The organism is Desulfosarcina cetonica JCM 12296 (genome assembly GCF_001311845.1).
Lineage (GTDB): Bacteria > Desulfobacterota > Desulfobacteria > Desulfobacterales > Desulfosarcinaceae > Desulfosarcina > Desulfosarcina cetonica.
In genome coordinates this window covers 1-25,807 of the sequence record NZ_BBCC01000085.1, presented here as the reverse complement: position 1 = coordinate 25,807, position 25,807 = coordinate 1, and the positions used below count along the sequence as shown (strand labels likewise).

Sequence of the window (25,807 nt, the reverse complement as noted above, 5' to 3'; positions counted from 1 at the left end):
AGCGCCGTCCATCAGACTGTCACCCTGGGTGGCGAAACCGCATCCGCCAACATTGGCAACCTCTTCCAAGAGTTTCATTCCAGCTTCGTTGTCGTCCACGGCAACGGTGTAGATGCACAGTGCATCCCCCATCTTCTCCTTCAAAGCTGTTGCCGCAGCTACCGGTGCAGATCCCATGTCCTTGCCATCACTGACGATAATGATGGCGCTCTTTCCGGAAAGGCCGTCCAGATCATTGCCTGCGGCGGTGATGGCTTTGCCCAAAAGACTGATACCACCCGGTTTGGTGAGCTGTGCCAACCCGTTGTCGAAATCAGCCCGGTTGAAAGGTCCCATGTCATCAACCAGCATGGTCGACTCCCCTGAGACGCTTAAATCATGCCCGAAACTGCGCAGGGCGGTATTGACCTGCATATCCGCGGGAATGGTTTTAGCCATGTTTTCCATCAAGGCTTTGCCAGATCAAATTTTTTCCACTGCTGATACCCATCCGCCATGGAAGCGGATGCATCAATAATAAAAACAGCATTCTGCGTCTTCAGCTCGTACCCGCCGGCGTTGATATCAACCGGTGAAAAGGCCGGTACGGGCTGATAGGTGGCACAGGCACTCATCATCCCGACAACCATTAATGCGGCGAATAGACTGATCCATCGTTTCTTCATCGTTCTCCTCCCTTTGGTTTGAAAACATTAACTGTGTTTTTCATGGAACATTGAAATGAAAGTGGAACAGATAAAATTACATGCGTTTGTGTTCGGGGGATCGTATTCGACCGGTGCCATCCTTGCGGTCGCACGCTGCGATTTCTCACACTTCACGCATCCGGGAAAATAAGCGGCAATCAAAAAAAGTCCAGCGGTCGGAAACTTTTCTCTTTGGATCGGAACGCCGACAACCGGTAGAAAGTTTTAAAAGCGCTTTGTTTTCAACCGGTAATCGTCCGCCAAGCCCCTTTTGTATCGCCACAGGAACCCCTATCAAAATGGCTCCGCGGGTTCAACCTCAAGATGCATTGACATTTCGGGTAAAAGAGATAATGTTGAACAGCTTTTGTCAATTGTGAAGGAACCACTCAGATTCCGTTCTAATCTGCATAGATGGCAAGTAATTTCCAGTTCAATTTTAGACCATCAAGGAATTTAGCAAAATGCTTTTGGATGAAGCACGAGAAGTGCTTAAGATCGAAGCTGACGGCATCCTCAGCTTGATCGAACGCCTGGATGACCGGTTCGAAAACATGGTCGATACAATCATGCGGGCCAAAGGGCGGGTGATCATCAGCGGGATCGGCAAATCCGGCATCATCGGCCGCAAAATTACCGCCACGCTCAACAGTACCGGAACACACGCCTTTTTTTTACACCCCGTCGAAGCCATGCATGGTGATTTGGGGATTGTTTGTGCCGATGATGTTTTCTTGGCCATGTCCTACAGCGGGGAAACCGATGAGTTGAACATCCTGGTACCCAGCATCCGAAAATTGGGCTGCCCGGTCATTGCAATGACCGGCAACCTCGAATCGACACTGGCCAAACACAGTGACATTACGATTGATGTGGGGGTTGAAAAGGAAGCCTGTCCGTTGGGATTGGCACCGACGGCGAGTACCACCGCGCTATTGGCCATGGGAGACGCCTGGCAGTTGTCCTGATTACGAAGAAACATTTCAAGCCAACGGACTTCAAACGCTTTCATCCCGGTGGGGCGCTGGGCCAACGCCTTTCGCAAAAGGTCCAAGACATCATGCTCACCGGTGATTCCATTCCCTTCTCTACAATACAGGCAACCTTGCGTGAGGCCATTGCAGAGATGGACCGCCACGGTTTGGGAGTCATTGTCGTTGTCGAGCCATCGGGTGAATTGGCCGGAATTTTTACCGACGGCGATCTCCGGCGGATGATCGCTCGCGGTGAACCGGTGTTCGAGCAGCCCCTGAAAGCGGTCATGACGCCCTCGCCACTCCATGCCATGGCCGACACACCGGCCTATGATGCGCTCAATACCATGGAGCACCATCAAATCACCGTATTGCCCATCATTGACCAGACGCGTCGTGTCGTTGGCATTCTGCACCTTCATGACATTCTTGGGAAAGGCGCATTCAAGTTCAACAGCGCGGCGACCGATGACAGAACACATTAAATAGAATAAATAAAATGGATTTCCATAAGGAGACAAGATGGACCTGACAGCCATTGAAACCCATATCCAGTCGTTGGGCGAAACCAAAATTCCCTCGCCCATGCTAAAGGACGACCAAGGTGGGATTGAACATTTATTTGTCTCTGATGAAAATCAGGTTTTGATCAACATCCAGCGCAGCGATATCGAAGCCATGATCGCCAAAGGCATTTCACCACCGGCTTTCGAATTGGCCGGCCCGCGCCGCAAGGTCTTCTTCGACGCCGCCAAGCTCAGGTGCGCAATTGCCACCTGTGGCGGCTTGTGTCCGGGATTGAACGACATTATCCGTGCCATCGTGCTGGAACTCCACTATCGCTATGGCGTCAAAAACATTTACGGCATTCGCCATGGCCTTGAAGGCTTTATCCCTGAATTCAATCATGATTTTATGGATTTGACACCGCTCCGAGTATCCAGCATCAACAATATGGGGGGAACGATTCTCGGATCTTCACGCGGGGCTCAGGATATTGATCGCGTCGTGGACTGCCTGGAGGTCAACAACATCGGTCTCTTGTTTATGGTTGGTGGGGATGGCACCCTCATGGCGGCCTCGAAAATTGCCGACACGATCACCCAGCGAGGCTTAAAAATCAGCGTGGTCGGGATTCCCAAAACCATTGACAACGATATCCATCTAATTTCCCGTTCATTTGGCTTCGATACAGCCGTAGACGTATCCCGGATGGCCATTCAAGGGGCCCATAACGAGGCCATTTCCTATCCCAATGGCATTGGCCTGATCAAACTGATGGGGCGCCATTCAGGGTTTATTGCTGCAACTGCCGCCTTGGCCCAACAGGATGCCAACTTCGTGTTGATCCCCGAGGTTGACTTCGATTTGGATGGCCCCAAAGGGCTGATGGCTGCCCTAGAGACGCGATTGGCGAATCGCGGTCATGCTGTCATCGTGGCGGCCGAGGGCGCGGGGCAGAAGTTTTTCACCAATGTGGATGAACGGCGGGATGCATCCGGAAATATTCGTTTGAACGATATCGGTCCTTTTTTGCGTGACACGATTAAAGATCATTTCGCGTCCAAGGACATCCCCATCAATATCAAGTATATCGACCCAAGCTACATGATTCGTAGCCTTCCGGCAAACGCCAATGATAGCGTATTCTGCGGTTTTCTGGGCCGTGATGCGGTCCATGCGGGAATGGCTGGAAAAACCAAGCTCGTTATCGGGCACTGGAACAATCATTTTGTACATTTGCCCATGGAAGCAACTGCCGGCAAGCGCAAACAGGTCAAGCCCAAAGGAAAGCTATGGACAACCGTTCTGGAATCGACGGGTCAACCGTCACTAAAAAACAACTCTATTTAGTGCCAAACGGTTGTCCGGGGAGAAACCGACAAATCAAACGGGCATGGCGGTCCGCCGCTCCCCAGGACGCCAAGACCGCCTGCTTGGCTTGAAGGCCAATTCGATGTGCGGCGTCCGGGTGTTCCAATAGGTATCCGGCGCGATCAGCGAGCTGGTCCGAATCATCGACACAGATCCCACCGCCGTATTGCTCGAGCACCTGCCGGGCATCGGCAAAATCGTCCATGAATGGGCCGTAAAGAACCGGTTTGGCCCACATGGCGGGCTCAAGGATATTCTGTCCCCCCAACGGCACCAGCTGGCGCCGCAAAATACCACGCTGGCCATGCCGTAAACATGACGCAGTTCGCCAATGGTATCCAAGATAATGAAAGAATGTTTCCGGCATCCGCCTGACCGATCCATCTCACTGCGACGCTGCCATGAAATCCCTCGCGTCTGTGCAATCGATGTGATGCGCGAGACCTTCTCGATGTGCCGTGGTGCCAGGATGAAAACCAGTCCATCGATTCTTTTGGCCAGTTTTTGATAGACTTCCAGCAACGCTTCGATCTCCGCACCACGCACACTTCCGGCGACAAAAACCGGCGTTGTTGCCGCCAACGAAAATTGTCCTTTGAGGCTGGCGACAACCGTTTCGTCCAAATCTGCCCACCGCGCATCCGTTTTTACATTGCCGTTGACGACGACCCGCTTTTTGGGGGCGCCCAACGCCATGATCCGTTGGGCGTCCGGTTCGGAGATCATGCTGAAAGCCGCTACCTTTTCCAGTACCGGCCTGAGCAGGTGGCGGATGACGAGGTAAGAACGAATCGATCTGGCCGAGATCCGTCCATTCAGAAAAATGGTCGGGATGCCCGCACGATGGGCGCGTAAGATCCAGTTCGGCCAGATTTCGGTTTCCATGCAAACGAATAGGTCCGGTCGATACAGCTGCAAAAAACGACCTGTCGCACCCCACAGATCCAGGGGTGCAAACCGCGCCATCACGCGTTGTCCGAGGGTGTTTAGCGCATATTGCTGTCCTGTTTCAGTGGTCGTCGTCAACACAATCGAAACCCGTTGGCCACGGGCATCCAAAGCGCGAACGATGGCATCGGCGGCTTTGACCTCGCCTACGGAAACGGCGTGCATCCAGATCCTCGGCCGGCCCATCGGACACCTCCGCCGGTCAACCGTTGGGTAGCCTAACCGCTGATACAGGATCGCTTTTCGCTGGGGGTTTTTCCGGACATACGAATAAATCGGTGGAAGCGCGGCCAAGTATAATCCAGAGGCCAGCGCTGTATAGGCGAAGTGGAAAAAATTCATACGTAAAAAATCGTCAGAAAGCATGCCTAGGGGTTGAGGATCGCTGCTGTGGCCGTTTTTCCGTTTGCCAGAGAGGAAACGAGATTGACGAATTGTCCCCCCTCGATCCGCAACAATTGCAGGTTTTTCTCAGCCTCGCCATTCGGAGCAAAGCCGGTCCATCCGGTAACGCCATTAAAATCCTGGATTTTTAGAAGTGCCTGCCTCAATTCGCACCTGGAATCGGTGAGCGTCTGCCCCATGGCCTTGAACACCATCATGGCGCTATCATAGGCCATGGCTTCAATAATTCCAGGGGTTCTGTTAAATACATGCTGGAAGGTGGCAACGAAATCAGCGACATGTTGAGATGGGTGTTCTAACGAAAATCCATCGACAATCAACGCATTATTAATATAATCGCCCGACGTCTCAATGAGTTCTTGCGAATGCCATAAATTGGTCCCGAGAAGATAAACGTTACGGATATCGTAGACGGCCAGTTGCGGAATAATCATGGCGGCTTTTTTGGGTGTATCCGGAATAAACAGTGCCTCAAAGCCCCAAGTCGTTTCAAAGTGTTCCTTCTGATCGATATTCTGCCGGCCAGCGCCATTGTTCCGATTCAAATGACGCGAACGGTTGAAGTAAATCTTCGCCAGTTTCTTAATCGGTTGTGAAAAATCGGTTCTATTGGGGTCATATGCCTCGACCCCATTGATCATCCCACCGGACCGGGCCACCTCATCCCCGAAAAGGTCCATATAGCGTTTGCCGTATTTTTCGTTGGGGTAGAAGACGGCGAAGCGTTTGGTCCCCAATCTTTTGAGGGCAAACTGAACCAGCGCGTGAACCTGCATTTGGGGTGTAATGAAATTTCGGAAAACATAGTCACCCACATCGGCGATCCCCTCCCGCTGGGTCAAGGCCACGATAGGGATTCCTTTCATCTGTGCCGTTCGCGCGGCGCTTTCCGCGGTGGCCATGGGTCCCAGAATGGCGGCAACCTTCTCCTGGTCCAGCTCATCCACGGCCTTGACGGCCATACGCGCATCCGAATGGGTATCTTTCACAATAAGCTTCGGCACCCTTTCGTCTTCCATTTGGCTCTGCTGGCTCACCGCAAGCTGGATCCCTTCCAGTGCCTGTTTACCAAATACCGCATAGGCACCGGAAAGTGGCAACAGGCAACCAACGGTATACGGCGCATACCGTGCGCGCTGTCCAAGGGACTGGATCAGATCCAATGCATCCTGATGCGCCATGTCATCGGGGAACTGTTCGACGAAGGCATTCAGGACCATCGCGGCATCGTCAAATTCTTCCTCCATAATATAAGCCGTGCCTAGCCGATAGAGCAGAAAACCCATGACAGGACGGTCTGCGACATAGGTGATCAACTGCTGTATTTCATCGCTGTCAAGTTTCTCCACGGACTCCTTGAACGTTCCCCAAGTAACCGGATCCTGCTTGCCGGCGGCGGCATTCCAGGCCCGATAATAAAACAACGCCGCTTCCAAATCATTTCCCAACGCGGCATAGGAATTTGCAATCAAGGTGAATAGCGCATGCGTCAGGACGTTTGCCTTGGCCGTTTGGGTATAAGCCACCCCTTTTGATACCACAGCCTCGGGATGCCCCTGTTCATACAAAATCGTCAATAGCTCAAGGAAAGCTTCAGGACTGCGGGGACTGTTCGGAAACTCACGGGTTAACCGGGAGAATACAGCTACGGCATCCCCATGGCGTCCCGTCAATCGATAAATCTTCCCGATTTTATACAAGGCAAATGCAGCCAGTGGCCGATCATAGTGTTGACGTAAAAGGGCGTTATAATCTACCAAAGCTTCACTATAGCGCCCCTCGCTAAACTTGCGTTCAGCCTCGTGAAAAACAGAATCACCCGTTGTCCTGGCTTCTTTATGCAACGTCAGCAACGAAAGCGGATTAAAGGCGCACCCCACCGCCGTGGTCATGAAAAGGACTATAATGACCTGCTTGATCCAGCGCATCTTCCGATTTCCCTTGATAATACATTCCACCCGCAGCTCAACGCACAAGCATTTTCAGTGCGCCCCTTTTAATAGCGTCATGATCAATCTACACAAGCTGATTTCATTGTCAAACAATAGTTTTTTCAACGGATGGCAGTCCCATGCGGTGGGTGGTGGAAGCGTGGCGCGTCCACCTCGACGACTTGATCAACCAAACGGCCGTTTTAACCATCACCTTTTCATAAGCTATCTGATATTCAATCTTTTTTTGTTGGAATTCATATATCTTGCCCATTGTCGGGATCACTGCTTAAACTTGACATCCAGGCGTCACCAACATTATAGTTGAACATTTAAATGGCTACCATTCGATGTTTATCAAATCCACGCCCACCGTCATAAAGAAAGCCTTTTAGCATGAAAAAACGCGTCATCTTTTGCATACTGCTACTCACCTTCCTGTTTACGGCCGGCTCGATATCAGCAGAAATCTACAAATATATCGATAAGAACGGCCAAAAGCGATGGACGGATGACATCAACCAGATTCCCCCATCCCAAAGGGATTCGGTTGAAACCATGGATAGTGTCCAATCCGCGCCGGAGAGTAATGCCGGCCAGGTGGAAACGAATGTTTCGCCCGCCGATTCATCCGCCGACCCCGCTTCTCCGGATGCAGCAACAGGCACGCTGAATCGTGAGGCGCTCGAAAAAGAAAAAACAGCATTGGATACCCTTTACCAGGCGTTGCTGACCGAACAAAAGGCGCTCGAACAGATGAGAACCGAAACGCTCGATGCGGCGACGCAGGCCGATCTAAACAAGCGGATCAAAGCGTTCAACAAAAAAACGGAGCAGTACAAAACCCAACTGGACCAGTTCAACAAGAAAATTGAGGTGTTTAACCAGCAAATCATGTCAAATCAACCCTCACCATCAAACGAGTGAGCATAAGGAGAATGATGATGACAGTATCAACTGGAGACTTCGCCAAAGCCGTCCGTGTCGGTCGCCCACCCAATATTCAAAAACGCTTCCCCCATTCACAGGCCCTCTTGGTCAGCGGAAAATTCATCGATTTGGCGATGATAAAAAAAGGAAAAGCCATTTGTATTGCCGCCAACGGTCGCAATAGTTTCGTTATCCGGGGTGCCTTGAAGGCAGCGCAACGGGCCAACTCGGCGTTGATTATTGAGATCGCCCGATCGGAGGGCGGCGCCACGCCCTATTGCGCCGTCAATTACTGGAACATGCCGCGTATCGTCGACGCCGCATGCAATGAATTAGGCATCACAATACCGGTTGCATTGCATGCCGACCATTATGGGATAAAAAAGGAAGACGATATTCCGGATGCCAAAATAGAAATCCCCACCATGTTCGAGGCCGGCATCACCTCCATCGCAATCGACGCCTCGCACCTGCCCGATGACAAGAATTTATTGACGAATTTAGAGCTTAAGCCGTTTATTCCCGACTGGGCCGGGTTAGAAACCGAGATTGGCGAAATCAAGGGTAAAGAGGGGCTTTCAACCCGCTCCGAAGCACTCTTTCTCATCCAGGGACTCAACGCCCATGCTATCTTCCCCAACTGGATCGCCTTAAACAATGGAACGGTTCACGGAATTGAAGCCAGCGGCCAGGGCATTCAAGTGAAATTGACCCGTGACATCCATGAAGCCTTGGCACCGTACCACGTCTCTGGTGCCCAGCATGGGACTTCCGGCAACAGCTCGCAGAGGCTGAAGGAAATCGCCCAACAGACCAATACGACCAAAGCCAACGTTGCCACTGCACTGCAAATGATCTCCTGGGGCCTTGAGGTCAACGATGACGGGAATGCCGCACTGGATGAAAACGGCAATTTCATCAAGGTCAAAGGCGAAGGTGTGAGTGAATCCATGTGGGAAAAAATGGTTGCCCATGCCGACGCCAACGGCTGGAAGGGCGGCAATTTCAAGAAGCTTAACTTACCGTTTGAAAACAAGCTCCTGGGCCTGCCCGCTGAAATTCGGGAAAGGATGGAGAAACGCGTTGAATCCTTCATCTACAACTTAATCGTAAATGTATTCAATGCAGCCGACACCGCCGATTTGGCCATCGAGGCCATCTGCGAAGCCAACGGTTTCGATCCAGGTCCCAAGGCTGACCGAATTGAAGATCCTCTGGCATGGACGGCCGAAAAAATTATCCAACGTGCCGCTTCCATCGAAAGTAACAATGGCCCAGATGGTAATTTCGACGACTGACGACGCCCATCGACCTCGCTTCAAGGCCGCCTTCCGATCCTATCATCCATTGCCGCCAAGACTCGATGCGGCAATGGATGGCCACGTTACTGCTTGCACCAGACACTGAAACCTTTCCGGATTCCTCCAAAACGAGAATCAACCCGTTGATGGGTTTGGCAACAAGATCAGGAACAACGCTAAATCGCGCCTTTTTATAAATCCGATTTATAAAAAGGCGCCGATTTTTTTCTAAAGAATCCCATGCGGCTTACCGATAGAATCATCGGAGGAAAGTCAATGCATATTCAAAGCTACCAGATCCACAACGTGTTGAATGTGTATCGGCGACAATTAAGCCGAAACAGTATCATCCAAACCGGAAAATCAGAAAATGACTCGGTCACCATCTCAATTGAGGGGAAAAAGCAGTCGATAATGAACAAAGTCGCCGCCAGTGTGATCGAAAAAATCACCCAAATCCCGTCTCCTCAAAATGGTTCGGCCGAGGATACACCAGAGACACCCACGCATCCGTTAAAGACGGTTGACGGGAACACACTTCAACTCCATGCGTTCACATTTAACACCATTGTTGAAAACAATCACAAGGAAACGCGATCCATCGCCATTGATGATTCACAAGTGTTGATGAATCGGCTTAACGAACTGGCCAAAGCAGTTGTCGATAAGACTGTCGAATAAAAATGGGCTCCGCCGGCAGGAGGTCTCGTTGGGAGGGCAGACAAATCGCGCCGGTAAAACATCTGTAGAAAACAAAGGGAGAATTGCCATGATCGAACCCATTGGCGAACCTGCCGTCAGAATGACGACACGTGTCGAAAATCCGGTATCATTGGAAAACAAAGATGTCGCTCTGCAAAAGATCGAAAAAGCCGTTGAAGAGCGCCCCATTGAAAGCACCCAAGAAAGCGAGCAAATGCAATCGGAAAGTGATCCGGAAAACGGTGCCTATCAAATGGATGAAGAAGGAATTTATTTCGAGAAATACGATAAAAATGGGAATGTCGTCTACCGGGTACCACCGGAACAAAAACCGATTGACGAACGCGCCTGATCCTGATCCGCCGATTCTCCCCGTATGAATAAATAAGCCGACCGCATGGTCGGCTTTCTGTGTTGGCAAATTCAGCCCTTGGGTTGGGCTCCGAGCCAGCTCAACCGAGTGCGCTTTTGGCTTCATCCCAGAGCCGGTGCATCTCCGCAAAGGTAAGCGTCTTGAAATCCAGGTCCGCTTGTCTTGCGGCATTTTCCATAAATTTGAATCGGTTCTCAAATTTCTGAATGGATTTAACCAAGGCTAATTCAGGATGAATGCGGGCAAACCGCGCAACATTAACCAAGGTAAACAAAAGGTCGCCAAATTCCTCGGCTACCTTCTCATCGTTGACCGGCTTGTCGGATGAATGGATTTCCTGTGAAAACTCCCCCCACTCTTCCACGGATTTGCGCATGACATCGGAAAGATTGTCCCAGTCGAAACCGGTTTTGGCAGCCCTTTCCGAAACCATCGCGGCTCGCAACAATGCCGGGATCCCTTGAGGAATGGAATCTAAAATGGAGTCGTGCCTTTGTGCCCCCTTCTTCTCCTCGCGTTTGATCTTTTCCCAGTTCTCACTCACCTTTTCAGGGGTTTCGGCGGAGTCCTCACCAAAAACATGAGGATGCCGTCGCACCATCTTCGCCACATTCGTTTCCACCACCGCGTCAAGCCCAAAAGCGCCCTGGCGCGTAAACAGGTCAATCAGGAAAAAAATCTGAAACAGCACATCACCGGTCTCTTCGCAGATGGCGTCGTGGCTTTTGGACACCACCGCGTCCACCAGCTCATGCGCCTCTTCAAGGAGGTAGCGACAAACGGTCTCCGGTGTCTGTTTTTTATCCCACGGGCAGCCATGCTCGCCCATGAGCGTTTTAATCAAGGCAATGATCCGATTGATGGATGCAGCACTGGGGGTTATGGGGTCTTCGGCCAAGACTTTCTCAATTCCTTTATCTTCAGAACAAAACCCTTTTTCATATCCTTTGAGAGAACTTTAGCCATGACTTCTGAAACAGTCGCCACGTGCGGTGCGAGGCTGGCGTTGCGAATGAGGGGAGCCCCTTTGGGCAAAAAAGCAGTCAGCACAATAAAGAGCACACAGATGACCAAACCACTCTTTAGGACGCCAAAGAGGGCGCCACTGACACGATCCAACCAACCGAGGTAAGCAATGTTGAGCAAATATTTCACGACCACGGCAAGAATACTGACAACAATCACAACTAATGAAAAAATAATCAGATAGCTAAGTATATTCAAGTAGATGGGGCTCGATATCCAAGGGGCGAGCAGACTCGCCATCTGCGGATAGTAGGTATAGGCCGCATAGAAGCCCCCCAGAACACCTACAATTGAGGCCAGTTCTCTTACCAAGCCTCTGAAAATACCGCGAATCAACCCATATGCCAAGATGGTCACAATCAGGATATCAAAAGGATTCATGAACGATTCTCAAATTGAGTCAGACCTGACTGACAGGAGGGTCGACAAATGCGGCGCTTGTCGGTATCGCCATTTGCCTTTTCCTATCGAAGAACAAAAAATACAATAATTACAGAGTGTTTTATAGTATTCAGGTGGGTAACGTTAACAGAGCGCCATATGCTAGTCAAGCATTTTCACTGGCCGCCATCAAGGTAATTTGGCGTTTGCATTCCCATGAAAAGTCGGATATGCCATCAACCGTAGGTAAATGCCATTTAAATACAATGACGATCAAGGTGCGACGCGTTACTGATGATGGATCCGGAAACCCAAAGCAAGCAAACCAAACTGACATTTTCCGACATCGAACTGGCACGGCAACTCTTCGGCGAACAGGATACACAGCTCAAGCATCTTGAAGAATTATTGGGCATCCACATTCATTCCCGTGGCAACTGCGTTCATCTCAGAGGCGACGAAATGGCCGTGGACCTTGCTCGCCGCGTGCTTGAGCAACTGTACCGCCTCCTGAAAGAAAACTATCCCGTATATGCCCATGACATTGACTATGCCCTTCGTATCTTAAGGGAAGACCACAGCGCTGACCTAAAAAAGATATTTCTGGACACGGTTTACATCACAGCGAAAAAAAGGGTTATTACCCCACGCAACCAAAGCCAAAAGACTTATATCGACGCCATTCGCAATTATGACATCGTATTTGGCATTGGTCCTGCCGGAACCGGCAAAACATACCTGGCCATGGCCATGGCTGTCGCCGCACTTGCCAAGGGGACGGTCAACCGCATCATCCTGACCCGACCAGCGGTGGAAGCCGGTGAATCATTGGGTTTCTTACCCGGCGACCTGACCGAAAAAGTGGATCCTTATCTACGGCCGCTGTATGATGCGTTACACGATATGATGCGATTTGAAAAAGTGGCCGCGCTCATGCAGAACGGTGTTATTGAAGTCGCCCCGCTGGCCTTCATGCGTGGCAGGACCCTCAATGAAGCCTTTATTATTCTTGATGAGGCGCAGAACACGACCACGGAGCAGATGAAAATGTTTTTGACGCGCATTGGATTCAACTCCAAGGCCGTCGTCACGGGCGACATCACCCAAATCGATTTACCGGCAGGCAAATCTTCGGGCCTCGTCGAGGCCAAAGACATCTTGGGAACCATTGAGGGGATCCGATTTGTCCACTTTACGCGGCAGGATGTGGTACGTCACCGTTTGGTCCAGGATATCATCAATGCCTATGAGATACTTGAAGCCAGCCGCAACAAGAAATAGGCGATCCAAACGCACCCCGCCATGTTTTTCCTGCCCCAAGGGCGCTCGCACCACAATGGAATAGACGATGATTCGTGACCGGAAAAAAAAATCCATAGACCGCTTTTTCAGGGAAAGTCCGCATGTTCGCTGGGCCTTGTTGCTGTTGATCCTGGGTGTTTTTACCATCGGCCTCTATCCGTCGCTGATGGTAAATAAGCACCATTATGAAATTGGTGATGTCGTAAAAAAGGACATCAAGGCCACTGACGATTTTTTCATCGAGGATGAGGTGGCAACCGAAGCACTCCGCCGACAGGCGGTTGACAATGTTGTCACCGTCTACGATCTCAACCCGAAGATCCTTAAAGGGACCGTGACCCGGCTGTCCGATGCGTTCACTCGCCTGCGGGTGATCTACAACCAGGAAAAGGACAAACTGCAAAGCGCCAACGCGACTGCGGCCCCTGTTTCCCAAGCGCCATCCTACGATCCCGCCGATATGCCCGATCTCCCACGGGTCCCCCTAAAAGAACGAATGCTGGCAAGCAAGGGCCTTTTTGAAACCATTCTTGGTATCAACATCAACACGGACACATTTTCCATTCTGAGTGATCAGGGTTTCTCGGAAGAAATCTCCCGATTGTTGACCACCATTGTCACCCAGGTGCTTTCCATGGGTGTGGTCGCGAACAAAGAGGTTCTCTTGAAGGAAGCAGACAAGGGGATCACGCTGCGTAATCTTGAAACCCTGTCCGAGACGCACATACTGAACTTAAAACAGTTCTACGGTCCGGATCAGGCCCGAACCATGGTCCGGGTGGTGGCCGACCCGCTTGTCAAAGGAATGGGCCATGATTTGGTCAATGTCATTGTCGATATTGCCCAACGCCTCATTGAACCCAATATCACCCTGAACAGCCTCGAAACCGAGGCCCGCAAGGAAGCCGCCGCGACTCAGGTCAAACCGGTCCTTTACATGATTAAAAAGGGGGAAATGATTCTTCGCGAGGGGGATCGGGTGACGCCGCTGCATCTTCGCAAACTCAACGCCATGAAAGGCCAGGATGCATCTCATTCGGTCCCCCTGGCGGGTTCGGGCGCCATCCTGCTGGTCGCCGCCATTATGATCATCCAATATCACGTCCGCCTCAAACAGCGCATGAAGTTGGCCAATTACGCCAACAAGGATCTTCTCTTTCTCTCGTGTATCATGGTGGCATCCATTGTCTTGGTCAAGATCGCCGGCACACTGCCCGATACATGGTTCCTGGGCCTGCCACTCTCCCGTCCCGAATCTCCGGTGGGCTACGGAACCCCGCTGGCCGCCGGGGTAATGATCGTCTGCCTGTTTATGGGACGGGAAACCGCATTGATATTTGCCCTGGCACTGGCCTTGTGCGCGGCCATGCTGCTTCAAGGCGGTCTCGAGACCTTCAGCTACTATATCCTTAGCTGCACCATGGCCGCCTGGTGGCTTAGGGATGTCAGAGAAAGAAAAGTCATTATCAACGCCGCCGCCAAGCTAGGCTGCTCAATGCCGGCTTGGCCGTTGTGATTGACCTCTATCTGGGAATGGCATCCCCTGCCACGCTCTCCTTTAATGCCGTTATCGCTTTCCTGGGCGGCATCGGCGCGGGAATCATTACCGCCGGCATGGCACCCGTCATTGAGATGCTCTTTCACTATACGACCGATATCACGCTGTTGGAATTGGCCAACCTGGATCGGCCCATTCTGCGCCGCCTCATGCTTGAAGCGCCGGGCACTTACCATCACAGCATGGTGGTCGGTTCCCTGGTCGAGGCTGCGGCCACCGAAATTGGCGCCAATCCCATTTTGGCCAAAGTCTGTGGCTACTACCATGACGTTGGCAAACTCAAAAAGCCACTCTATTTCATCGAGAATCAATCGGATGGGAGAAACAAGCACGACAAGCTAGCCCCTTCCATGTCCGCTTTGATTCTGATCGCGCATGTCAAAAACGGCGTCGAAATCGCCCGTAAACACAAGCTCGGCCAGGTTATCGTGGACACGATTCAGCAGCACCACGGGACCAGTCTGATCAGCTATTTTTATGAAAAGGCCAAGGCCGTCAAAGGTGAAGACGGAATTAACATCGATGATTTCCGCTACCCGGGTCCGCGCCCCCAAACCCGGGAAGCCGGCCTGGTGATGTTGGCCGATGTGGTTGAAGCAGCTTCACGAACCCTTGAAAATCCGACCCCCTCACGCATCCAGGCTGGTGCAAAACCTGATCAACAAGATCTTTTCCGATGGGCAGCTGGATTATTGCGAATTGACCTTGAAAGATCTACACTTGATCGCCAGAAGCTTCAACAAGATATTAAACGGCATCCATCACCACCGGATTGAATATCAGGACAGTGCCGCCATTACTAGTGGAAAAGCAAAAAATGGAAATACTGATCGAAAATCGGCAAAACCACCACAAGTTGTCAAAGCAAAAAATACGGACGACAGCCAAGCGCATTTTAAACGCCTTGGACTATCCTGAGGCCCAGCTGTCGATCCTGATCGTGGATGACGACCAAATTGCCGAGCTCAACCAAACCTACTTGAATCATACCGGTCCGACCAACGTGATCTCCTTTCCCATGCAGGAAGGGCCATTCGCCGATATCACGCCCGGACTTCTGGGGGACGTGGTGATTTCGGTCGATACGGCCCACCGTGAAGCCATGGCCGCCGGCATGGAAATGCCGCAACGCTTCAATGCGTTGTTGATCCATGGGATCCTTCATCTGGTCGGATACGACCACGTTCATTCCGAGGAAGAAGCCGCCGTCATGGAAGAAAAAAGCGATGCACTGATGGATCTGCTTACCAAGGAGGCGTGACATGACCGCTTTGTTCATCAATGTCGATCCCGTGGCCATGCTGCGCCAAGCCAGTCAAGAGACCACCCCCGATCCGATTGCAGGCGCCCTTTTAGCCGAAATCGCCGGTGTGGATGGCGTTGTCTGTCATCTCCATGAAGACCGCCGCCATATTCAGGATCGTGATCTGCGCCTTTTGCGCAAGACCATTCAAACCCAATTGATCCTGGAAATGGCGGCCACGTCCGAGATGGTCGGTATCGCCCTGGATGTCCGTCCGGAAAGGGTCACCCTGTTTCCCGAAAGTGATACGGATACGGCCGGCAAGGTCAACCTTGACCTTATTGTGCATAACAAATCCATTGCCGAAACCGTTGGCGCCATACAGAGCAACGGGATCCCCGTCAGTCTTTTTATCGCCCCTGAGCCCGAGCAGATCAAACTGGCCCATCAGGTGGGCACCGACGGCATCCACATCAATACCTACACCTTCTGTTCGGCCACTGGTGTCAACAAACGCCGGCAAGCCATGGCGAAAATCGTTGATGCGGTCAAGCTGGCAAGAAAACTGAAATTGACCATTTTCACCGGTCATGGTCTCGATTATACCACGATCAAGGCCTTCAAAGGATTAAGCGAGGTCGAAGCTTACAGTATCGGTCATGCCATCATTTCCCGTGCCGTTCTTGTTGGAATCGATCGTGCGGTCAGGGAAATGCGCGCTTTGATCGACGCGCTTTAAAGGGAGGGGCAGCCATGTATCTGGTAACGGCGGATGAGATGCGGCGCATGGATCGGGCGACCATCGAGACCTTCGGCATTCCTGGACGGGTCCTCATGGAAAACGCCGGCCGGGGCGCAACCGCATATTTCCTTGAGACCCTTTATCGCCATCAGCCCGGCAGGGTCGCTATCGCTGCCGGTCGGGGGAACAATGGTGGCGATGGTTTTGTCATGGCGCGCTATCTCCACCAAAAGGGGATCCCGGTAACGGTATTCCTCTTTACCCATCGCGACCGGATTCAAGGTGATGCGGCCACCAACCTGGCACTTATCGATTCCATGGGTGTGCCGGTGGTCGAAGTGGCCGATACCGCTGCGTTGGATGCCCGCAAACAAGATCTGGCCCATATGGATTTGTGGATCGACGCCATTCTGGGAACAGGACTGACATCGGATGTCCGCGGTTTATTTTTACCGGTCATCGAATTTATCAATCAGCAAAAACGACCGGTGTTTGCCGTGGACATTCCATCGGGCCTGAATGCCGACAGTGGACAGGTATGCGGCATCTGCATCCAAGCCGCCGCCACCGCCACCTTCGGCTTTGCCAAGGTCGGCCATTTTGTCTACCCCGGTCGCAGCCATACCGGTCGGCTGAAGGTGATCGAAATCGGCATTCCGCCGCAGATGGCCGTTCAGGTCGGCTGTAAACAACATCTCATCACCCCAGCCGACCTGAAACCCGCGCTGCCCATGCGTCCGACCACAGCCCACAAGGGCAACAGTGGCCATCTGCTGGTGCTGGCAGGATCACCAGGCAAAACCGGGGCCGCTGCCATGACCGCCATGACCGCCATGCGATCGGGTGCCGGCCTGGTTACCTTGGGAATTCCCCAATCCCTCAACCCGGTACTCGAAACCATGGTCACCGAAGCCATGACCGTGGGGCTGGCCGAAACTTCCCTTGGCCACGTGGACGAATCGGCTTATGAAAAGATTGTCGACCTTTTGACGGACAAGCGTTGTCTGGCTGTCGGTCCCGGACTGGGCACCAATCCATCCACCGGACGACTGCTGAACCGGTTGATTGCGGAGGCGAGAATCCCGCTGGTCGTGGATGCAGATGGCCTGAACCTGATCGCCGACGATATCTCGATCCTCAGCCGCAAGCGGGCGCCGATGGTCCTCACCCCCCATCCCGGGGAGATGGCTCGGCTATGCGGCCAATCCACGGCCGCCATTCAAAGCGACCGTGGGGTACAGGCCCGCCGTTTCGCCGAACAGCATGGCGTCTATCTGGTATTAAAGGGTGCCGCCACGATCATCGCCCAACCGGATGGTCTGGTGTTCGTCAACCCCACCGGTAACCCGGGAATGGCCGCCGGGGGAATGGGGGATGTTCTCACCGGGCTCATCGCCGGGCTCATCACCCAGGGGATGCCCATTAATGCCGCCGTCCGCGCGGGCGTCTATCTGCACGGCGCGGCCGCCGACCGGCTGGCTCGCAGCCAAGGCGCGCCGGGATATCTGGCCACGGAAGTCATGAACGCCGTACCGGCGACGATAGCGGAACTTCTCGGCAGCGGCGACCCGCCGATTTACCCCGAGCTCGACCCGCTCTGCTACCGGACCGCCCCGCCCACCGGAGCATAGGGCCAATGGGTACCACCTTCCCGTCCACGGCCAACGACCATACCATCGAAACGGCCTCTGCCGAACAGACGATCGCCTTTGGAGAGCGTCTGGGACGCAGGATCGATGGGCCTTTGGTCCTATTCCTATATGGGGATTTGGGCAGCGGAAAAACAGCCTTTGCCCAGGGCTTGGCCCGTGGTCTGGGTGTTCCCGCCACGTGTCATGTCACCAGTCCGACCTACACCCTGGTCAATGAATATCCCGGCCGGTTGCCGTTTTTCCATGTGGATCTTTACCGCTTGCACGAACCGGTGGATCCTGAAGAGATCGGATTGAGAGAAATTTTCGATGAGGCGGGCGTCGTCGCCGTGGAATGGCCCGGCCGCCTCCACCCTGAAGATCACCCTTCCCGCGATTGGATCTGCGGTTCAGCATCATCGCCGACAATCGCCGAAACATCCGTATAATTGCATATGGACTTGCTCTGGTGGATCTGCTAAAGGACAACCCCATTTGATCAAATCCCCATCTTCGTTACCGTTGGAAATGGCGCAATCAGCAATCAAGGTGGAAAAATTATGGCATTAGTCGTTCAAAAATACGGCGGAACCTCTGTCGCCGATACCACGCGGATCCGTAATGTGGCCAACCGCGTGGTAAAAACATACGATCAGGGAAACGACGTGGTCGTTATCCTTTCGGCCATGGCCGGGGTCACGGACAAACTTCTCACGCTGGCCCATCAGGCCACCGAAACCCCGGACCGGCGTGAGCTGGATGTTCTTCTCGCCACCGGCGAGCAAACCACGTCGGCGGTCCTGGCCATGATGCTCAAGGGCATGGGCTACCAAGCACAGTCGCTTTTAGGGTATCAGGCGGAGGTGGTGACCGACTGCGAGTACGGCAACGCCGCATTCTCGAGATCGGCACCGACCGGATCAAGCGTCTTTTGGATGAGCGCAGGATCGTCGTCGTCGCCGGTTTTCAGGGCATGGACATCAAAGGCAACATCACCACCCTGGGACGCGGCGGATCGGATACCTCGGCCGTGGCTATCGCCGCCGCCCTGAATGCCGATGTTTGTGAAATCTATACGGATGTGGACGGCATCTATACGGCGGACCCGAATATCTGCCCGCGCGCCAGAAAAATCAAGGTGATCTCCTATGATGAAATGCTCAACATGGCCAGTCTGGGCGCCAAGGTTCTGCAGATTCGCTCCGTCGGATTTGCCAAGAAGTACAACATCCCCGTTCATGTCCGTTCATCATTTTCAGAGGAGGAAGGAACCATGGTGGTAAATGAAGATTCCGGAATGGAGCAGCTGGTCGTTTCAGGAGTGACCCATGACCTGAATCAGGCAAGGATCACTTTAAAAAAGGTTCCTGATCAGCCTGGAATTGCAGCAAAAATATTCTCCCCCATTGCCGAGGCCGGAATCCTCGTGGATATGATCATTCAGAATACGCGCAGCGTGGTCAGACGGACTTGACCTTCACCGTTCCCAAGGCCGATTTCAACAGGGCCCTGGGCATCGAGAAAAAGGTCGCGGCCACAATTGGCGCCGAGGATGTTTTTGGCGATCAGAATATCGCCAAGGTCTCCGTGATCGGTGTCGGCATGAAAAATCACTCCGGCGTCGCCTCACTGATGTTCAACGCCCTGGCCCGTGAAGGCATCAACATCATCATGATCAGCACCTCGGAAATCCGCATCTCCTGCATTATCGAGGAAAAATACACGGAACTGGCCGTCAGGGTGCTGCATACCTCATTCGGCCTGGACCGTGAGGATTGATGGTTTCGTAACCGCATGAGACGGTTCACCCCTGGGCAAATCCGATTTGTTCTCCTGGTCTGCGCCACACTCCTGATTCTGACCCTGTGGCGCAGCCTGCGCTTCCCGTAAGCCCCCATCACCGGCAAATCGCGCATTTTACCCGCGCGGTTCGCCGTTTTGATTTCCGCGCATCCTGTCCAGCGTTTCCTGGATTTCGGCGGCGATACGCCGTGCGGCAGAGCGCGGATCGGCCGCATCGCGGATCGGTCTGCCGATCACCAGATAGTCGGAACCGCGTTGAATGGCCATGGCGGGCGTGACGATGCGAGCCTGGTCATCATCCGTTACCTTCCCGTCAATCAAACGGATGCCAGGCGTCACCGCCTGAAACGACGGTCCGAAGGTTGCCTTGATCCATTGCACCTCCTCGCCGGAGCAAACCACCCCGGAACAACCCGCATCCCGGGCCATGGCCGCCTTTTTCATGACCAGTTGCCGGAGATCCTGGGAATACTCCGCCTGATAGCCGGCTGCGGCCACGTCCATGGATGAAACACTGGTCAGAACGGTGACGCCAAGCACGTTCACCTTTCCGGCCGCGCCCGCGACGGCGGCATCGAGCATGGTTTGGCTGTCGCCGCAATGCACCGTGGCGAAATAGACTCCCAGATCGGCGATCTGGGCCATGGCCCGTTTCACGGTGGCGGGAATGTCGTGAAGTTTCAGATCCAGAAACACCTTCGCCCGACCCGTCTGAACGATCCAGCGCACGAGTCGGGTCCCGAACGGATAAAAAGTTCCAGGCCGACCTTGAACATGCCCACCTCATCGGCCAGCAGGCTCACCAGGGATCGCGCGTGCTCGGGGTCTGAAACGTCCAGGGGAAAAACAATATGGTCTTTGGCTTTTTTCATGAATGATCCTTTTGACGCTATCGGATACCGGGATTTAAGGCGATTGGCGAAATCTCAATACCGCAAAAATGGATCTGCCGAAAGCAATTTCGGATGATGAGATCAAGGGAAGGAACGATTGACCCCCGCCCCCCAAATATGGCATTTACAAAGATCGTCTCTTTTTACCTTTTTTACGTCCGCCCAGGCGTCCTTGGCAATCCAGCCGAAAGGAGGCACCATGCTGGATAAAATCCCTTACAGCATCCTGATTCCCATCACGGTATTCATGCTGCTGGCCCCCTTCAGGCCCATGCCGCACGTGATCGAAAAACTGATCATGCTAAAGCAGGGCACCCTGTCGCGCCCGATCGATATCTTTGATCTCTTTTACCACCTGGCGCCGTTGATTCTTCTGATCGTCAAGATCATTCTGCAGGTTCGCGCCAGCGGACAAGCCTGATCCATGGCAACCCCAAATTGATGAATCCGATGAACGCCATCAGTATTGTGCTTGTTGAACCCCAGGGACCGATCAATGTGGGATCGGTATGCCGTTTGATGATGAATTTCGGATTCAGCGATCTCCGGCTGGTCAACCCCTGTTCCGACTACCGGGCGTTGCAATCCCGGCGCATGGCCCTGAAAGCCGAAACCATCCTGAATCAGGCCACGCTGTTCCCCAGCTTGAATGCCGCCCTGGCCGACTGCCACCTCGCTTTTGGCACGACCCGTCGATTCGGCAAATACCGTGAGGATTTTTTAAGCCCCGAGGCCTCGGCCAAGCAGGCCCTAGCTCAGCCCGACGGATCCAGGGTGGCTTTCGTGTTTGGCCGTGAAGACCGGGGGCTGCACACCCGTGAATTGGATCTTTGCCATTATTTCGTGACCATCGACACCCATCCGGCCTATCCGTCCATGAACCTCTCCCATGCCGTCGCGCTTTTGCTCTATGAATTGCATAAATGCCAATCCGCCCATCGCGTTCCCTCTGAGAACGCTGTGGCGGCACAAGCCAGGGACATCGAAAACATGTTCCAGCACATGCGGCGAACGCTGCTGGAGGCGGATTATCTGGATCCGCAAAATCCGGATCACATTTTGCGGGCTTTTCGGCGTCTGTTCGGCCGCACGGGATTGAGCGATCGTGAAGTACGCATTCTCCAAGGACTCTGGAGTCGCATCGACTGGATCGAGGGTCAACGCAGAACATTGTCGGCGGGGAAAAAATGAGCGGTGGCCAAAGATTGCCGGCGGATCGGGATGGAGAACCGGAGCGGCGGATCAGGAGCGGTTGGCCACGTGGAAGGCCACCACCACCAGTCCGGCGACCAGGCTGAGGAGGAAAAAGAAGGTCTCTTTTTTGTGCATGGCGTCCGCCAGGGTGCCGCCCGTACGCTTGACTTCGGAGTAGACGGAAAGAAAGGCCAGGCCCATAATCAACCAGAAGATAATGACGGTCAGGATCAGCGTTTGGGTGTTCATCGCTCCGTTCTCCTGCAGGGATGGTGGATTGAAAGTCCCTTTTAAAGGATCGGGCCATCAAATGTCAAAATGAAAAAAGGGTGAGCCCCCGAACACATTGGGGATCGTTGGGGGCTCAAGGAGTGAGAGGAGGAGAGATTGGAAGCTGAGCATATTTTCATCTTCCGTCCCTATAGAGCCCAACGATACGTAAACGTTACATGGCTTTTTCCGGATTATCGCCATTTTCGATAAAATTTCTCAACAAAGGATTTCCCATGGCCGCCACCCCGCCTGCAAGCCCCCATCTGATTCGACGTCTGATCGAAGACCTTCGTCTGCTGCTGCTTTTAATCAAGGACTATGTCAAGGGACACTACCGTGATATTTCGCCGCTGTCAGGCATCGTTTTCACCCTGGCGATGGCCTATCTATTGGTTCCCATCGATTTGATCAGCGATTTCATCCCCGGTTTGGGTCAAATCGACGATGCCGCCATTTTTCTGGCCAGTCTCTACTTCCTGGAAAAAGACCTGTACCGATACCGCAACTGGCGTGAGGCGCAAAGCCATATCGAACCGCCCCAGGATTGACGGCGTCTCGCCCCGGACTCAATTCAACTTGGCAATGGCCTCCGTGGCGGCATCATTGATTTCCGCATCGGATTCCGATGCGACGACCTTGGAGAGAAACGGCAACGCCTCCCGGTTTCCGGATTCACCCAGGACATGCAGCAGGTCACCCTTGACCGTTTCATCGACGGCGGGAAAGGCGGCCAGCAGCGGGCCGACAACCTGCCGGGCCGTTTCCGGGGCCATCTCGACCAGGGTTTCGAAGGCCACCATGGCGCCCAGGCGCACCGACCAGCGCGGATGGATCAGCAACTCGACAAAGGCCGGGAAGATTTGCTTTCGATCGGCCATGAGGCGCGCAACCCCTTCGGCATCCCCATCTTCGACCATGCCTCGCAGCGCATCGGCACTCAGCTCGGCGGGGTCCCGGTTCAGCATCAGGCGAACCAGTTCGGCCGCATCCACGGAACCGGTCCAGCGAAACTGATTGTCCAGGATCACCGTGGGGGCGGCACTGATGCGGTCCTCTTCGGCAACTTCGGGAAACAACAAGCCATCGATAACCGTCAGCCAGACATTCTCGCTGAGACCGGCCAGACCCAGAAGCGTCATCACGGTTGCCGGACAAAATGGGCAATGGGGGGTAACGTAGACCTTGAGCAGCGCTGGCACGCGCAACTGGGCCAGCTGCTCCCGCACATCCGTGCCGATTCGATCGGCAAACGCGACATGTCGGCCAAAACAGCCAGAAACGGCGCCAGCTCCTGATCCAACGGCAGGGCCTGATAGACGATATGCGGCCCGATGAACAAGCTGGGACAGGCAACGGGGACGTCACTCTCTTTTTTCAGCCGGATACAACCGCTCAGCTCGGCCAGGCTTTCGCCAAACGCCTTGAACGTCGCGTCCTGCACGTGGCCCGGAAGCGCGTATTTGAGGGTCAAGGATCGATCGATGGGACCGGCCCATTCCCGGACACGGGTTTCCATTTCATTTGAAAGGATTGTCATTGTCTTTTCCGATTCACTACCACGGGCGCCCTTATTTTCCAAAATGAAAGCTTTCCATCAGAAGTTGACGGGTGGCCGGGTTGACCGGCAACTCGGCCAGTTCGGTTTCACGGACCCACCTTGCGTCGTCGGCATCGTCAGCCGCCTGGGGTTCACCGCTGACGTACTCGGCGGCCAGATCCACAATCACGTAGTGGTAGACCACGTGATCATCGTCATCGCGTTGAATCACATCAAAAGTCAGCACGGGTTGGCCGCAACGGATCACCACGCCCGTCTCCTCCTGGATTTCCCGTTCCGCCGCCGCCTGGAGAGTTTCGCCCAGACGGACGCTGCCGCCGGGAATGGCCCACAGGCCCAGACTCGGCGATTTGCCGCGCTTCACCAGCAGCACCGCGCCATTTTTAAAGACCACGGCGCCCACCGCCGCACGGGGCGCATCAGGATATTTTCCGGTCATCATCCATCAGCAAAGATTAAAGGGTCCATCAAGGTAAGCCAGTTAACCGCAACCGTTTGGTATCATTAATTGCCGACGGCTTCAATTCTATTTTGCCGGTTTGTCCGGCATTGCAAGCATTGACGCAATAGCCAATTTCTGATAGCTGCAACAGGTCATTCAACCCCAATCCAATCAATCGGGATTGACCTGCCTATGGATATGCTGCTGGAAGAAAAACACCGTGCGGTGCGCCAATCGGTCCGCCGGTTCTGTGACCGGGAACTGCGCCCGATTGCCGCCCAGATTGACCAGGAAGCGCGCTTTCCCTGGGAAGTCGTCGAGAAAATGGGACGATTGGGCTATTTCGGCATCCAAGTACCGCCATCCCTCGGCGGTGCCGGACTTGATACGATTAGCTATGCCATCATCATCGAAGAGATCGCCCGCGCCAGCGGAAGCCTCGGTCTGTGTGTCACCGTGCACAACTCCGTGGGCGTCTACCCGATCCTGGCCTTTGGCAGTCCCGAACAGATCGAGCGTTGGGTGCCGCCGTTGGCCCGGGGCGAGAAGATCGGCGCCTTCTGTCTGACCGAGCCCAATGCCGGCTCCGATGCCAGTGGGATCGAGGCCACGGCCATTGCCGACGGCGATGACTTCATCGTCAATGCCAACAAGGTGTTCGTGACCAATGGCGGCGTCGCCGACACCTGTCTGATTTTCTGCCGCACCGATCCATCGGCCGGACGACGGGGCATCAGCGTGGTGGTGGCCGAACGCGGCACCCCCGGTTTCGTGACCGGTGACCTTGAGGACCTGTGCGGCATGCGCGCCAACCCGGTCTCTTCCATCCGGCTCTACGATTGTCGCGTGCCTCGCCGGAATTTGTTGGCCAAACCGGGCATGGGCCTCAAAATCGGCTTGGCGGCCCTGGACACGGGTCGCATGGGCATCGCCGCCCAGGCGGTCGGCATCGCCCAGGCCGCCTTTGAGGAAGCGGTCCGCTATGCCCGCCAACGCCACCAATTCGGGGTTCCCATTGCTCAGCACCAATCCATCCAAAGCATGATCGCCGATATGGCCACGCAGGTGGATGCGGCCCGCCTGCTGGTCTACCGTGCCGCGGCCTTGAAGGATAAACAGTTGCCTTTTTCCAAGGAATCGGCCATGGCCAAATTGTTTGCCGCCGAAACGGCCAGCCGGGTGACGGATTTGGCGGTGCAGATCCACGGCGGTTACGGCTACAGTAAATCCTACGCCGTGGAACGCTACTTCCGTGACGCCCGGGTGACGCGGATTTATGAAGGCACCTCGGAAATTCACCGCATGGTGATCGCCAAGGGCGTGCTGGATTCGCCGTAGGCAGCATGGGGACCCCATTCGCGAGAAACGGCCTTTTTTATAATCAGGTTTCACATCAAGCAAACAGGTTAAGGAGCCCATCGTTGCACATTCTGGTCTGTATCAAATCGGTGGTCACCGCAGCGCCCAGGGGGAAAATCGTGCGCACGGCCGACAAATGCGCCCTCAACCCCTTTGACCGGCCGGCCTTTGGAAATCGCCCTGCAATTGAAGGCAGCATATGGGGGACCCATCACGGCCCTCTCCATGGGTCCCCCTACCGCTTCTGCCGCGCTACGCGAAGCCTTGGCCATGGGGG

The 25,807-nt window shown here is 53.9% G+C and carries 31 protein-coding genes and 3 pseudogenes; 22 read left to right on the top strand and 12 right to left on the bottom strand.

From position 1 onward, the window contains the following. Window positions 1-438: pseudogene (locus JCM12296_RS18595) on the bottom strand (OmpA family protein); the annotation flags it as partial. A gap of 8 nt (window positions 439-446) precedes the next feature. Beyond that, window positions 447-665 (bottom strand): hypothetical protein, encoded by a 219-nt coding sequence (locus JCM12296_RS18590; RefSeq protein WP_054696391.1) that lies wholly within the window; start codon window positions 663-665, stop codon window positions 447-449. Window positions 666-1,150: 485 nt separating this feature from the next. On the opposite strand from JCM12296_RS18590, the gene JCM12296_RS49255 reads away from it, so the two are divergent. From JCM12296_RS49255 to JCM12296_RS18580, 3 genes are all read left to right on the top strand, one after another. Further along, the gene (locus tag JCM12296_RS49255) at window positions 1,151-1,654 is read left to right on the top strand and encodes a KpsF/GutQ family sugar-phosphate isomerase (RefSeq protein ID WP_306304080.1); all 504 of its coding nucleotides are present in this window, start codon (window positions 1,151-1,153) and stop codon (window positions 1,652-1,654) included. A 92-nt stretch (window positions 1,655-1,746) separates the two neighbouring features. After that, window positions 1,747-2,145 (top strand): CBS domain-containing protein, encoded by a 399-nt coding sequence (locus JCM12296_RS49250; RefSeq protein WP_306304079.1) that lies wholly within the window; start codon window positions 1,747-1,749, stop codon window positions 2,143-2,145. A 37-nt stretch (window positions 2,146-2,182) separates the two neighbouring features. Continuing rightward, the gene (locus JCM12296_RS18580; RefSeq protein ID WP_054696388.1) at window positions 2,183-3,514 is read left to right on the top strand and encodes an ATP-dependent 6-phosphofructokinase; all 1,332 of its coding nucleotides are present in this window, start codon (window positions 2,183-2,185) and stop codon (window positions 3,512-3,514) included. A 33-nt stretch (window positions 3,515-3,547) separates the two neighbouring features. Here the strand turns inward: JCM12296_RS18580 and JCM12296_RS18575 are convergent, their stop codons facing one another. Continuing rightward, the gene (locus tag JCM12296_RS18575) at window positions 3,548-4,825 is read right to left on the bottom strand and encodes a 3-deoxy-D-manno-octulosonic acid transferase (RefSeq protein ID WP_281492064.1); all 1,278 of its coding nucleotides are present in this window, start codon (window positions 4,823-4,825) and stop codon (window positions 3,548-3,550) included. Between the two features lie 26 nt (window positions 4,826-4,851). Next, window positions 4,852-6,816 (bottom strand): penicillin-binding protein activator, encoded by a 1,965-nt coding sequence (locus JCM12296_RS18570; RefSeq protein WP_157067731.1) that lies wholly within the window; start codon window positions 6,814-6,816, stop codon window positions 4,852-4,854. A 399-nt stretch (window positions 6,817-7,215) separates the two neighbouring features. Between JCM12296_RS18570 and JCM12296_RS18565 the strand changes: the two genes are divergently transcribed. From JCM12296_RS18565 to JCM12296_RS18550, 4 genes are all read left to right on the top strand, one after another. After that, entirely contained in the window at window positions 7,216-7,746 is a 531-nt protein-coding gene (locus tag JCM12296_RS18565; protein WP_054696379.1) for a DUF4124 domain-containing protein, read from the top strand. Window positions 7,747-7,763: 17 nt separating this feature from the next. Further along, window positions 7,764-9,047 carry a class II fructose-bisphosphate aldolase gene (locus JCM12296_RS18560; RefSeq protein ID WP_054696376.1) on the top strand — a complete coding sequence of 428 codons (1,284 nt, stop codon included), beginning with the start codon at window positions 7,764-7,766 and terminating at the stop codon, window positions 9,045-9,047. Between the two features lie 279 nt (window positions 9,048-9,326). Further along, the gene (locus JCM12296_RS18555) at window positions 9,327-9,731 is read left to right on the top strand and encodes a DVU0524 family FlgM-associated protein (RefSeq protein ID WP_157067730.1); all 405 of its coding nucleotides are present in this window, start codon (window positions 9,327-9,329) and stop codon (window positions 9,729-9,731) included. A gap of 28 nt (window positions 9,732-9,759) precedes the next feature. Continuing rightward, a complete protein-coding gene (locus JCM12296_RS18550) occupies window positions 9,760-10,104 on the top strand; it encodes a hypothetical protein (RefSeq protein WP_157067729.1) in 345 nt (114 codons plus the stop codon). A gap of 100 nt (window positions 10,105-10,204) precedes the next feature. Here JCM12296_RS18550 and mazG read toward each other — a convergent pair whose 3' ends face one another. Together mazG and JCM12296_RS18540 are read right to left on the bottom strand one after the other, a co-directional pair. Next, window positions 10,205-11,023 carry a nucleoside triphosphate pyrophosphohydrolase gene (gene mazG, locus JCM12296_RS18545; RefSeq protein WP_054696367.1) on the bottom strand — a complete coding sequence of 273 codons (819 nt, stop codon included), beginning with the start codon at window positions 11,021-11,023 and terminating at the stop codon, window positions 10,205-10,207. Then, window positions 11,005-11,532 (bottom strand): CvpA family protein, encoded by a 528-nt coding sequence (locus JCM12296_RS18540; RefSeq protein WP_054696364.1) that lies wholly within the window; start codon window positions 11,530-11,532, stop codon window positions 11,005-11,007. Before JCM12296_RS18540 ends, mazG begins: the two co-directional genes overlap by 19 nt. A 297-nt stretch (window positions 11,533-11,829) precedes the next feature. On the opposite strand from JCM12296_RS18540, the gene JCM12296_RS18535 reads away from it, so the two are divergent. From JCM12296_RS18535 to JCM12296_RS51460, 10 genes and pseudogenes are all read left to right on the top strand, one after another. Next, the gene (locus JCM12296_RS18535) at window positions 11,830-12,813 is read left to right on the top strand and encodes a PhoH family protein (RefSeq protein ID WP_246804546.1); all 984 of its coding nucleotides are present in this window, start codon (window positions 11,830-11,832) and stop codon (window positions 12,811-12,813) included. 67 nt (window positions 12,814-12,880) lie between these two features. Then, window positions 12,881-14,350: a hypothetical protein gene (locus JCM12296_RS18530; protein WP_054696357.1), complete on the top strand. Its 1,470-nt coding sequence runs from the start codon at window positions 12,881-12,883 to the stop codon at window positions 14,348-14,350. Continuing rightward, window positions 14,347-15,168, top strand: coding sequence for an HDIG domain-containing metalloprotein (locus JCM12296_RS18525; RefSeq protein WP_054696354.1), 822 nt, complete (start codon window positions 14,347-14,349; stop codon window positions 15,166-15,168). Before JCM12296_RS18530 ends, JCM12296_RS18525 begins: the two co-directional genes overlap by 4 nt. 41 nt (window positions 15,169-15,209) lie before the next feature. Further along, complete coding sequence (ybeY, locus tag JCM12296_RS18520) at window positions 15,210-15,653, top strand: rRNA maturation RNase YbeY (protein ID WP_054696396.1); 444 nt, start codon at window positions 15,210-15,212, stop codon at window positions 15,651-15,653. A 1-nt stretch (window position 15,654) separates the two neighbouring features. Next, window positions 15,655-16,374, top strand: a complete 720-nt coding sequence (locus JCM12296_RS18515; protein WP_054696351.1) for a pyridoxine 5'-phosphate synthase — start codon at window positions 15,655-15,657, stop codon at window positions 16,372-16,374. 14 nt (window positions 16,375-16,388) lie between these two features. Beyond that, window positions 16,389-18,008 carry a bifunctional ADP-dependent NAD(P)H-hydrate dehydratase/NAD(P)H-hydrate epimerase gene (locus JCM12296_RS18510; protein ID WP_054696349.1) on the top strand — a complete coding sequence of 540 codons (1,620 nt, stop codon included), beginning with the start codon at window positions 16,389-16,391 and terminating at the stop codon, window positions 18,006-18,008. Between the two features lie 5 nt (window positions 18,009-18,013). Further along, window positions 18,014-18,457 (top strand): tRNA (adenosine(37)-N6)-threonylcarbamoyltransferase complex ATPase subunit type 1 TsaE, encoded by a 444-nt coding sequence (tsaE, locus tag JCM12296_RS18505; RefSeq protein ID WP_054696348.1) that lies wholly within the window; start codon window positions 18,014-18,016, stop codon window positions 18,455-18,457. Window positions 18,458-18,568: 111 nt separating this feature from the next. Continuing rightward, window positions 18,569-18,811 (top strand): annotated as a pseudogene (locus JCM12296_RS51470) (amino acid kinase family protein); the annotation flags it as partial. Between the two features lie 128 nt (window positions 18,812-18,939). Next, on the top strand, window positions 18,940-19,482 hold the full coding sequence (locus tag JCM12296_RS51465; RefSeq protein WP_340147869.1) for an aspartate kinase: 543 nt from the start codon (window positions 18,940-18,942) through the stop codon (window positions 19,480-19,482). After that, window positions 19,479-19,787 carry an ACT domain-containing protein gene (locus tag JCM12296_RS51460; protein WP_306304077.1) on the top strand — a complete coding sequence of 103 codons (309 nt, stop codon included), beginning with the start codon at window positions 19,479-19,481 and terminating at the stop codon, window positions 19,785-19,787. Before JCM12296_RS51465 ends, JCM12296_RS51460 begins: the two co-directional genes overlap by 4 nt. A 138-nt stretch (window positions 19,788-19,925) precedes the next feature. On the opposite strand, the gene pyrF is transcribed toward JCM12296_RS51460, so the two are convergent. Both pyrF and JCM12296_RS49230 read right to left on the bottom strand, forming a co-directional pair. Continuing rightward, window positions 19,926-20,540 carry an orotidine-5'-phosphate decarboxylase gene (gene pyrF / locus JCM12296_RS18495; protein WP_306304076.1) on the bottom strand — a complete coding sequence of 205 codons (615 nt, stop codon included), beginning with the start codon at window positions 20,538-20,540 and terminating at the stop codon, window positions 19,926-19,928. Further along, window positions 20,492-20,683 carry a hypothetical protein gene (locus JCM12296_RS49230; RefSeq protein WP_306304075.1) on the bottom strand — a complete coding sequence of 64 codons (192 nt, stop codon included), beginning with the start codon at window positions 20,681-20,683 and terminating at the stop codon, window positions 20,492-20,494. Before JCM12296_RS49230 ends, pyrF begins: the two co-directional genes overlap by 49 nt. Window positions 20,684-20,903: 220 nt before the next feature. On the opposite strand from JCM12296_RS49230, the gene JCM12296_RS18490 reads away from it, so the two are divergent. Both JCM12296_RS18490 and JCM12296_RS18485 read left to right on the top strand, forming a co-directional pair. Further along, window positions 20,904-21,125, top strand: coding sequence for a hypothetical protein (locus JCM12296_RS18490; protein ID WP_054696345.1), 222 nt, complete (start codon window positions 20,904-20,906; stop codon window positions 21,123-21,125). A gap of 29 nt (window positions 21,126-21,154) precedes the next feature. Next, window positions 21,155-21,895: an RNA methyltransferase gene (locus tag JCM12296_RS18485; RefSeq protein ID WP_054696393.1), complete on the top strand. Its 741-nt coding sequence runs from the start codon at window positions 21,155-21,157 to the stop codon at window positions 21,893-21,895. A gap of 51 nt (window positions 21,896-21,946) precedes the next feature. Here JCM12296_RS18485 and JCM12296_RS18480 read toward each other — a convergent pair whose 3' ends face one another. Beyond that, window positions 21,947-22,147, bottom strand: a complete 201-nt coding sequence (locus JCM12296_RS18480) for a hypothetical protein (protein ID WP_054696342.1) — start codon at window positions 22,145-22,147, stop codon at window positions 21,947-21,949. Between the two features lie 257 nt (window positions 22,148-22,404). On the opposite strand from JCM12296_RS18480, the gene JCM12296_RS18475 reads away from it, so the two are divergent. Continuing rightward, window positions 22,405-22,719 (top strand): YkvA family protein, encoded by a 315-nt coding sequence (locus tag JCM12296_RS18475; RefSeq protein WP_172683977.1) that lies wholly within the window; start codon window positions 22,405-22,407, stop codon window positions 22,717-22,719. A gap of 18 nt (window positions 22,720-22,737) precedes the next feature. Here the strand turns inward: JCM12296_RS18475 and JCM12296_RS18470 are convergent, their stop codons facing one another. From JCM12296_RS18470 to JCM12296_RS18460, 3 genes are read right to left on the bottom strand one after another with little or no spacing between them, the layout of a single operon-like run. Continuing rightward, window positions 22,738-23,310 carry a thioredoxin domain-containing protein gene (locus JCM12296_RS18470; RefSeq protein ID WP_054696336.1) on the bottom strand — a complete coding sequence of 191 codons (573 nt, stop codon included), beginning with the start codon at window positions 23,308-23,310 and terminating at the stop codon, window positions 22,738-22,740. Then, a complete protein-coding gene (locus JCM12296_RS40010) occupies window positions 23,310-23,708 on the bottom strand; it encodes a hypothetical protein (RefSeq protein WP_172683975.1) in 399 nt (132 codons plus the stop codon). Before JCM12296_RS40010 ends, JCM12296_RS18470 begins: the two co-directional genes overlap by 1 nt. 31 nt (window positions 23,709-23,739) lie before the next feature. Next, on the bottom strand, window positions 23,740-24,171 hold the full coding sequence (locus JCM12296_RS18460; protein ID WP_054696331.1) for an NUDIX hydrolase: 432 nt from the start codon (window positions 24,169-24,171) through the stop codon (window positions 23,740-23,742). A 192-nt stretch (window positions 24,172-24,363) separates the two neighbouring features. Between JCM12296_RS18460 and JCM12296_RS18455 the strand changes: the two genes are divergently transcribed. Next, window positions 24,364-25,509, top strand: a complete 1,146-nt coding sequence (locus JCM12296_RS18455) for an acyl-CoA dehydrogenase family protein (protein WP_054696328.1) — start codon at window positions 24,364-24,366, stop codon at window positions 25,507-25,509. Window positions 25,510-25,683: 174 nt separating this feature from the next. Next, window positions 25,684-25,807, top strand: a pseudogene (locus tag JCM12296_RS50620) (hypothetical protein); the annotation flags it as partial.

Coding starts and splice junctions, on each gene's coding strand:
- JCM12296_RS49250 (WP_306304079.1), top strand. CDS start 1,747: ATGCTCACCGGTGATTCCATTCCCTTCTCTACAATACAGGCAACCTTG.
- JCM12296_RS18565 (WP_054696379.1), top strand. CDS start 7,216: ATGAAAAAACGCGTCATCTTTTGCATACTGCTACTCACCTTCCTGTTT.
- JCM12296_RS18535 (WP_246804546.1), top strand. CDS start 11,830: ATGGATCCGGAAACCCAAAGCAAGCAAACCAAACTGACATTTTCCGAC.
- JCM12296_RS18530 (WP_054696357.1), top strand. CDS start 12,881: ATGATTCGTGACCGGAAAAAAAAATCCATAGACCGCTTTTTCAGGGAA.
- JCM12296_RS49255 (WP_306304080.1), top strand. CDS start 1,151: ATGCTTTTGGATGAAGCACGAGAAGTGCTTAAGATCGAAGCTGACGGC.
- JCM12296_RS18580 (WP_054696388.1), top strand. CDS start 2,183: ATGGACCTGACAGCCATTGAAACCCATATCCAGTCGTTGGGCGAAACC.
- JCM12296_RS18540 (WP_054696364.1), bottom strand. CDS start 11,532: ATGAATCCTTTTGATATCCTGATTGTGACCATCTTGGCATATGGGTTG.
- JCM12296_RS18470 (WP_054696336.1), bottom strand. CDS start 23,310: ATGACGCTTCTGGGTCTGGCCGGTCTCAGCGAGAATGTCTGGCTGACG.
- JCM12296_RS49230 (WP_306304075.1), bottom strand. CDS start 20,683: ATGAAAAAAGCCAAAGACCATATTGTTTTTCCCCTGGACGTTTCAGAC.
- JCM12296_RS18485 (WP_054696393.1), top strand. CDS start 21,155: ATGAACGCCATCAGTATTGTGCTTGTTGAACCCCAGGGACCGATCAAT.
- JCM12296_RS18590 (WP_054696391.1), bottom strand. CDS start 665: ATGAAGAAACGATGGATCAGTCTATTCGCCGCATTAATGGTTGTCGGG.
- JCM12296_RS40010 (WP_172683975.1), bottom strand. CDS start 23,708: ATGACAATCCTTTCAAATGAAATGGAAACCCGTGTCCGGGAATGGGCC.
- ybeY (WP_054696396.1), top strand. CDS start 15,210: ATGGAAATACTGATCGAAAATCGGCAAAACCACCACAAGTTGTCAAAG.
- JCM12296_RS18570 (WP_157067731.1), bottom strand. CDS start 6,816: ATGCGCTGGATCAAGCAGGTCATTATAGTCCTTTTCATGACCACGGCG.
- JCM12296_RS18455 (WP_054696328.1), top strand. CDS start 24,364: ATGGATATGCTGCTGGAAGAAAAACACCGTGCGGTGCGCCAATCGGTC.
- JCM12296_RS18460 (WP_054696331.1), bottom strand. CDS start 24,171: ATGATGACCGGAAAATATCCTGATGCGCCCCGTGCGGCGGTGGGCGCC.
- JCM12296_RS18560 (WP_054696376.1), top strand. CDS start 7,764: ATGACAGTATCAACTGGAGACTTCGCCAAAGCCGTCCGTGTCGGTCGC.
- JCM12296_RS18490 (WP_054696345.1), top strand. CDS start 20,904: ATGCTGGATAAAATCCCTTACAGCATCCTGATTCCCATCACGGTATTC.
- tsaE (WP_054696348.1), top strand. CDS start 18,014: ATGGGTACCACCTTCCCGTCCACGGCCAACGACCATACCATCGAAACG.
- JCM12296_RS18510 (WP_054696349.1), top strand. CDS start 16,389: ATGTATCTGGTAACGGCGGATGAGATGCGGCGCATGGATCGGGCGACC.
- JCM12296_RS18475 (WP_172683977.1), top strand. CDS start 22,405: ATGGCCGCCACCCCGCCTGCAAGCCCCCATCTGATTCGACGTCTGATC.
- JCM12296_RS18480 (WP_054696342.1), bottom strand. CDS start 22,147: ATGAACACCCAAACGCTGATCCTGACCGTCATTATCTTCTGGTTGATT.
- JCM12296_RS18555 (WP_157067730.1), top strand. CDS start 9,327: ATGCATATTCAAAGCTACCAGATCCACAACGTGTTGAATGTGTATCGG.
- JCM12296_RS18515 (WP_054696351.1), top strand. CDS start 15,655: ATGACCGCTTTGTTCATCAATGTCGATCCCGTGGCCATGCTGCGCCAA.
- JCM12296_RS18575 (WP_281492064.1), bottom strand. CDS start 4,825: ATGAATTTTTTCCACTTCGCCTATACAGCGCTGGCCTCTGGATTATAC.